Source organism: Bartonella sp. AA23NXGY (genome assembly GCF_042197165.1).
Taxonomy (GTDB): Bacteria; Pseudomonadota; Alphaproteobacteria; order Rhizobiales; family Rhizobiaceae; genus Bartonella.
This window is the reverse complement of record NZ_JBHIRO010000110.1, coordinates 1-585: the sequence shown is the minus strand read 5'-3', so window position 1 is coordinate 585 and position 585 is coordinate 1. Positions and strand designations below refer to the sequence as shown.

At 41.4% G+C, this 585-nt stretch carries 1 protein-coding gene and 1 pseudogene; both read right to left on the bottom strand.

Annotated features, from left to right (window positions below; all coding sequences use genetic code 11):
• Positions 1-283 (bottom strand): hypothetical protein (locus ACFINY_RS09940; protein ID WP_375701085.1); only part of this gene is annotated, 283 nt, incomplete at its 3' end.
• A pseudogene (locus tag ACFINY_RS09935) lies at positions 280-585 on the bottom strand (filamentous hemagglutinin); the annotation flags it as partial. The pseudogene ACFINY_RS09935 and the gene ACFINY_RS09940, both read right to left, overlap by 4 nt.

The following is a 585-nucleotide window of genomic DNA, read 5'->3' as shown; positions in this document are numbered from 1 at the left end:
TATGATTCTCGCACCAAGTCCCTCCCCCCACTTTATCACGGAAACCTGATTGAACCATGCAAGCATAAATTGTTGCTTTTGCATTAATGCTCTGCTTTCTGTTTTCTGGATCGACATCATAAGGCGTTGGCATGCCACATTCTAACAAGGCTTTTCCTACCTCAGTAAAATCTGCTCCCGGTTTCTCCCAGGCTCCTATAGAGGAGGTAGGAGTTTTATTAAATTGACAACCAGTGATGATTAATAGAGTTAATGTACTCAATAATTTTAAAGGTTTTTTCATTTTTTACTCCATGATTTACTTGAAGGAACTTGTTCACGATGAGATGTGCCATAAGTCTTTTGGCACATATCGCTCGCATCTCCAAGGCAAGTATGGGAACTTATGGGATTTGTAGCCACTCTCAACCATTCTGTCCAAACGTTACTGCCAGCAGGGAGTGTCCCGTAGGTATAGCCATTGCCACCAATAATTCTGCTTACAAAGTCATATCTATTCCCATCAAAGCCAATAGTGGTTTGTTTGCCATCACTCACATAACCTAACAGACCGGATGCAACTAAAACATTAAAGGCTGGTCCATA